The organism is Streptomyces sp. NPDC054847, assembly GCF_053610925.1.
Genome location: NZ_JBSGZJ010000441.1, coordinates 1 through 5,965 on the forward strand (window position 1 = coordinate 1; position 5,965 = coordinate 5,965).

Sequence of the window (5,965 nt, forward strand, 5' to 3'; positions counted from 1 at the left end):
CGGCACGGCCGGTGGCCCCTCCTCGTTCGTCAGCAGGGTCTAACCACGCGACCTGGCCCGGGCGACCACAAGGGCACCGTGCATGCCCAGCGCCATCCGGAAGGCGAGCGATCCGCTCGCATTGGCATGCGACTGCAACAGCAGCACGCCGTGCCGAATACTGGGCACCACCCTGCGCTGCATACGGTCGAGCGACCTCAGCGAGGTCACCAGGGATGAACCGTCGGCGAGGTGCACCCGGAGCCGGATGTCCCAGCTCTGTATTCCTCTCCTGCCCTGCCGGGGGACCGAGCGCGACAGGGAATCGGGACCTATGACGGCGCGGACCGACCAGGCCCCGTCCTCCTCGCGCAGCTCGGCGTCACGGGTGAGCGCGGGCTGCTCGGCGCCTCGGAGGAGGAACTCGATCTCGGCGGAGTGCGGCCGGGCGGCACTCAGCCGCCCGTACATGTCGTGCACCGTGATCAACAGATCGCGGGTCGAACTGCGCACCATGCGGGCCTCCGCCAGGACCGGCAGCTCGGCCACAGGCAGCGTCGCCACGCCGTCCAGCTCGGCCGACGGCAGGTCCTCCGCCCACACCGGCACGCCCCCGGCCACGGCGTAGGGGGGCAGCAGACGCGCCGGGTCACTGGCCAGCTGCCCGAGTCGCTCCACGTCACGTGGGGCTTCGGCAGCCTGGACCACACGGGCGATCCAGCGCGCCGGCGCCTGCGCGGCGGCGATCTCGCCTGCGTCGAAACCGGCCAGATACTCGCGGGTGGCGTCCCACCAGGCCGTGCGGTACTCGTTGCCCCGGCGGCGCAGCTCCCGTACGTACATCCGCAGGTCGTAGTCGAGGAACTTCACCCGGCAGGCCGCCGCGAGGGACTTGGCATCGGCCTTGCGGAACGTCTCCACGGCCGTGCGGTGGGCCTCGATGCGCGCCTGCCAGTTGCTCACCGCGTCGCGGTCGAGGGAGATCGACACCTGGGCGGCGTTGCGGCGCACGTGCCAGACGTAGACCGTGTCGGGTATCACGGCGATTCGGGGCCCGGCCGCCATCACACGCGCGGTGAAGACGAAGTCCTCGTAGACGAAGCGGCCGTCCGGAAAGCGGATCCCGTGCTCCTGGAGGAAGGCGCGGGAGTACAGCTTGTTGACGCAGAGGGTGTCGTGGAGCAGTTCCGGACGGTCCTCCGGGGACTCGACCGGACCGGCCTCCTCGTACAGCCCCGGCTGCCAGGTCACGTCCAGCCCCAGGGGCAGCTCACGCCTGACACAGTTCCCGACCGCGACCGGCGCCTGGTGACGCCCGGCAGCCGCCAGCAGCGCGCCGACAGCTCCCTCGGGAAGTACGTCGTCGCTGTCCAGGAACATCACGTACGGGGCAGTGGCGGCGGCCAGCCCATCGTTGCGAGGAGTGCCGCATCCGCCGCTGTTCTCCGTGCGGTGGATCACTCGCAACCGCGGATGTCGACGGGCGAGTTCATCGAGCACACGGGCGGTCTCGTCGTCGGACCTGTCATTGACGGCGATGACTTCGCTGACCTCGGGGCCCTGACCGAGCGCCGAGCCGATCGCCTCACCGACAAGGTCCGCGTCGTTGTACGCGATGACCACAACACAGACCCCCTCCGCGGCGGAGGGGGAATCAATGCGGTCGGGCTCGCCGTGTCCAGTGGTCACCCCACGATTTTACGGGAACGGACCGAGGGCCCTTTACCGCCCGGACCCCTGTGTGGCAACGGCTTCAGGACAATTTGCCGGCCATCACCCGGAACCGGCGAAGCCCCCGACCCTGCACGGCGGACGCGGCGCCGGCCGCGTCGAAGCAACGGAGGGATGCGTTGGCCCGCGTACAACTGTCGGGCGTTCCTGCACGTCACACCTTCAGCAAGCGCACCCGGCAAAGAGGTGCGGAGGGAAATGGGAACGCGGGAATGCCACGCAGAGCTGCTGTGCTGATAGCCGCCGTCTTGATGATGATCCTCGGCCTGGCCCCGACGGCGACGGCCAACGACGACGTGCCGGAGCTGGACGGTCTCTACCCACGTGCCCGGATCGAGGTGCCGAAGTCCGACAAGGGACGTCCGCCACCCATCACCCCGGCCTTCATCAACACCCGGAAGTCGGCGGTGAGCGGTGTCCTCATGAAAATCAGCGTCCAATCGAGCTGGGAACGCCTTACCTTGCCCACCACCTTTTCGAACTGCTTCTATCACTCCCGCCGGAGAACCGCCTATTGCGAGTTGAAGGGTACTGCCGAGGCGGGACGCGCGTACGAGACCGATGCTTCGTTCCGCGCTCTGATCAGCGATTGCTGTGAGGTGGACGGCATGTACAGCTACTGGTTCGCACCTCTCGACCGCCCGTGGTGGCACACAGAGGACTACCGCAACACATTCGAGCGGGGCTCGGGGCCCGCGCTCGGATTCGATCCGATCGCCACGGACGGCGACGCTCGCGTCCAGCACCACCCGTTCTACAATCCCTGCTGCGTCCGATTCAGGAGCGCCGGTTACGGCCTCGGCGAGGACCTGGCGGTCAAGGGTGTGACGCTCCGTGGTGCGGTGGGGCAGGAAGCTCACGCCTATGTCTCGGGAACCAGGCCGCGCCGCTTCACCTCCCCCGTCAAGATCAGGGTCGAGCTTCCGGAGGGCACTTCGCTCATGGACCGCCCGGTGGACCTCGACCCCAACATCGGCTCCTGCAGGGTGGAACGGCCCGAAGACCCTCGCCGCCTGCTCTGCGTGGAGTACGACCCCATCCTGCTCCGCGTCCGCATCGACAAGTGGGTCCCAGGGGCGGAGGGCCGGGTCTCGATCACGAAGCCGCCGAACGACCCCGAGCCCGAGAACAACTCGCGGCCGGTCCGGCTGGAGGTCATCGGCTCCGACGGCAAGGTGCTCGAAGCCGAGTGGTACCAGGAGGACAGGGGCCGCCTCGTACTGCTCGGAGCCGCGGCCGCCGTGGCCCTGGCTCTCACCGCGGGCGTGTTCACGCTCGTCAGGCGCCGCCGAAAGGCGGCCACGAGTCACGAAGGGAACGCCCTCGATGCGTTCTGACCACCACGTCCTGCGCGCTGATGCCTTGGAGGCGTGACACAGGATGGCGTCCGGCCAGCTGCCGCCGGCGATGCCACCGCCTGCGGCGGGCTTCCGGCGGGCCGGGGCTCTCGCGCAGCCGGTTCCGATACGGGCGAGAGAACCCGGACGCCCGCCGAACCGGCCCGGATGTACGCGCGGTTCGCTGCCGTGCCGCACCACGGCATCCTCCGGGCCGTCGCCGGTCCGATCGCCGTGGTGCGTCACCGAAGCGCCGCTCCAGGGCCGGTTCGGGGTGACACGCGGGGCACGTCCTAGAAGGGGTCGAAGCCCTCGAACTCCTTCTGCGCCTCGTCCCGCTCGGCCTCGCGGTCCCGCCGCCGCTGCGCGGCCGGACGGGGCGCCTCGAGGCGGTGGTCCTCGCCGCGGCGGCCGAGCATCTCCGCGCCCGCCATCATCGTCGGCTCCCAGTCGAAGACGACCGCGTTGTCCTCGGGGCCGATGGCCACGCCGTCACCGGCGCGGGCACCCGCCTTCATCAACTGGTCCTCGACACCGAGGCGGTTGAGGCGGTCGGCCAGGTAGCCGACGGCCTCGTCGTTGTTGAAGTCGGTCTGGCGCACCCAGCGTTCCGGCTTCTCGCCGCGGACCCGGAAGAGACCGTCCTCCTCCTGCCGGACGGTGAAGCCCGCGTCGTCGACCGCCTTCGGGCGGATCACGATCCGGGTCGCCTCCTCCACGGGCTTGGCGGCCCGCGCCTCCGCGATGATCTCGGCCAGCGCGAAGGACAGCTCCTTGAGGCCCTTGTGCGCCACCGCCGACACCTCGAACACGCGGTAGCCGCGCGCCTCGAGGTCCGGGCGGATCATGTCGGCGAGGTCCTGGCCGTCCGGGATGTCGACCTTGTTGAGGACGACGATCCGCGGCCGGTCGTCGAGGCCGCCGTACTGCCGCAGCTCCTCCTCGATGACGTCGAGGTCGGAGACCGGGTCACGGTCGGACTCCAGCGTCGCCGTGTCCAGGACGTGCACGAGCACCGAGCAGCGCTCGACGTGGCGCAGGAACTCCAGGCCGAGGCCACGGCCCTGGCTGGCGCCGGGGATCAGTCCGGGGACGTCCGCGACGGTGTACACGGTCGAACCCGCGGTCACGACGCCCAGGTTCGGCACGAGGGTGGTGAAGGGGTAGTCCGCGATCTTCGGCTTGGCGGCGCTGAGCACGGAGATCAGCGACGACTTTCCGGCGCTCGGGTAGCCCACGAGCGCGACGTCGGCGACCGTCTTGAGCTCCAGGACGATGTCCCCGGTCTGACCGGGCACACCCAGCAGCGCGAAGCCGGGCGCCTTGCGGCGCGCGGACGCGAGAGCGGCGTTGCCGAGACCGCCCCGGCCGCCCTCGGCGGCCACGAAGGTCGTGCCCTGGCCCACCAGGTCGGCGAGGACGTTTCCCTCCTTGTCGAGGACGACGGTGCCGTCGGGGACCGGCAGGACCAGGTCCTGGCCGTCCTTGCCGGAACGGTTGCCGCCCTCACCGGGCTTGCCGTTGGTGGCCTTGCGGTGCGGGCTGTGGTGGTAGTCGAGCAGCGTGGTGACGGACTGGTCGACGACCAGGATCACGTCCCCGCCACGGCCGCCGTTGCCGCCGTCCGGTCCGCCGAGGGGCTTGAACTTCTCCCGGTGTACGGAGGCGCAGCCGTGGCCTCCGTTACCCGCGGCGACGTGCAGCTCGACGCGGTCCACGAAGGTGGTCATGGATGTGCCTCCAGTAATGACGTGTGACGTACGTACGTAAATGTCTGTCTCTCAACACACGAAAGGCGGACCCGCTTCCCGTACGGGAAGTGAGGTCCGCCCCTCGCGAAGGATTCCGGTCAGGCGACCGGAACGATGTTCACGACCTTGCGGCCACGGTGGGTACCGAACTCCACCGCGCCCGGCTGCAGCGCGAACAGCGTGTCGTCGCCGCCGCGGCCGACGCCGGCGCCGGGGTGGAAGTGGGTGCCGCGCTGGCGGACCAGGATCTCACCGGCGAGCACGACCTGACCGCCGAAGCGCTTCACGCCGAGCCGCTGGGCATTGGAGTCGCGACCGTTCCGGGTGGACGATGCGCCCTTCTTGTGTGCCATCTCTCCTCAGTCCCTTACTTCGCAGCCGTGGGGATGCCGGTGACCTTGATCGCCGTGTACTGCTGACGGTGACCCTGGCGGCGGCGGTAGCCGGTCTTGTTCTTGTAGCGAAGGATGTCGATCTTCGCGCCCTTGTGGTGGTCCACGACCTCGGCCGTGACCTTGATACCGGCCAGCACCCACGGGTCGCTGGTCACGGCGTCGCCGTCGACAACGAGCAGGGTCGAGAGCTCGACCGTGTCGCCAACATTGGCAGTGGAAATCTTGTCAACCTCAACGATGTCGCCGACAGCAACCTTGTGCTGGCGACCACCGCTGCGCACGATGGCGTACACGCGGATCTCTCTCTCGCTCGAACGAAACTCCTGATGCCAGCCGCTCGCACGGGCCTGGGGCCCATGACGGTCCGGAATGGACGAGCGGCCTCTCCCGGCGGGCCGGGAGGGAGGTGCTCAGGAGGTGGACGTGTAAGGAAACACGCCGAGGGTCAAGGTTACGGGGCGCCGCTCGGGGGGTCAAACCGGCCCCCCGCCTCCGACTCCCGGGCCCAACGGCAGCTCCCCGCCTGGCTCCCGAGGTCCCTGCGGTCCCGCCGCCCGACGCGGGTGTGCGGAGCCCGCGCCAACGACGCACCGGCTGGGCCGTGCCGCGTGCCAGGGGGCGTTCCCGGACCCTGCGTGGCACGATGCGGCGTACGCCGCACGGACGGCGGTGGGCCCCCCTCGCCCGGGGGGGGGGGGCCCCCCCCGGCCCCCCGGGGGGGGCGGCCCCCTCCACCCCCCCCGCGTCCGACCCGTCGCCCCCGGGCCCGGGG

General features: G+C 70.1%; 5 protein-coding genes. 1 reads left to right on the forward strand and 4 read right to left on the reverse strand.

The genetic code is table 11. From position 1 onward, the window contains the following. Positions 1–39: 39 nt before the first annotated feature. Positions 40–1,668 (reverse strand): glycosyltransferase family 2 protein, encoded by a 1,629-nt coding sequence (locus tag ACWGH4_RS29490; RefSeq protein ID WP_453466295.1) that lies wholly within the window; start codon positions 1,666–1,668, stop codon positions 40–42. A gap of 254 nt (positions 1,669–1,922) precedes the next feature. Between ACWGH4_RS29490 and ACWGH4_RS29495 the strand changes: the two genes are divergently transcribed. Next, complete coding sequence (locus ACWGH4_RS29495) at positions 1,923–3,047, forward strand: hypothetical protein (protein WP_453466297.1); 1,125 nt, start codon at positions 1,923–1,925, stop codon at positions 3,045–3,047. Between the two features lie 293 nt (positions 3,048–3,340). Here the strand turns inward: ACWGH4_RS29495 and obgE are convergent, their stop codons facing one another. The 3 genes from obgE to rplU form a co-directional block, all read right to left on the reverse strand. After that, positions 3,341–4,777 (reverse strand): GTPase ObgE, encoded by a 1,437-nt coding sequence (gene obgE, locus ACWGH4_RS29500; protein ID WP_441262990.1) that lies wholly within the window; start codon positions 4,775–4,777, stop codon positions 3,341–3,343. 119 nt (positions 4,778–4,896) lie between these two features. Next, positions 4,897–5,151: a 50S ribosomal protein L27 gene (rpmA, locus tag ACWGH4_RS29505; protein WP_005317677.1), complete on the reverse strand. Its 255-nt coding sequence runs from the start codon at positions 5,149–5,151 to the stop codon at positions 4,897–4,899. A gap of 14 nt (positions 5,152–5,165) precedes the next feature. Beyond that, positions 5,166–5,486 (reverse strand): 50S ribosomal protein L21, encoded by a 321-nt coding sequence (gene rplU, locus ACWGH4_RS29510; protein WP_005317674.1) that lies wholly within the window; start codon positions 5,484–5,486, stop codon positions 5,166–5,168. Positions 5,487–5,965: the final 479 nt, after the last annotated feature.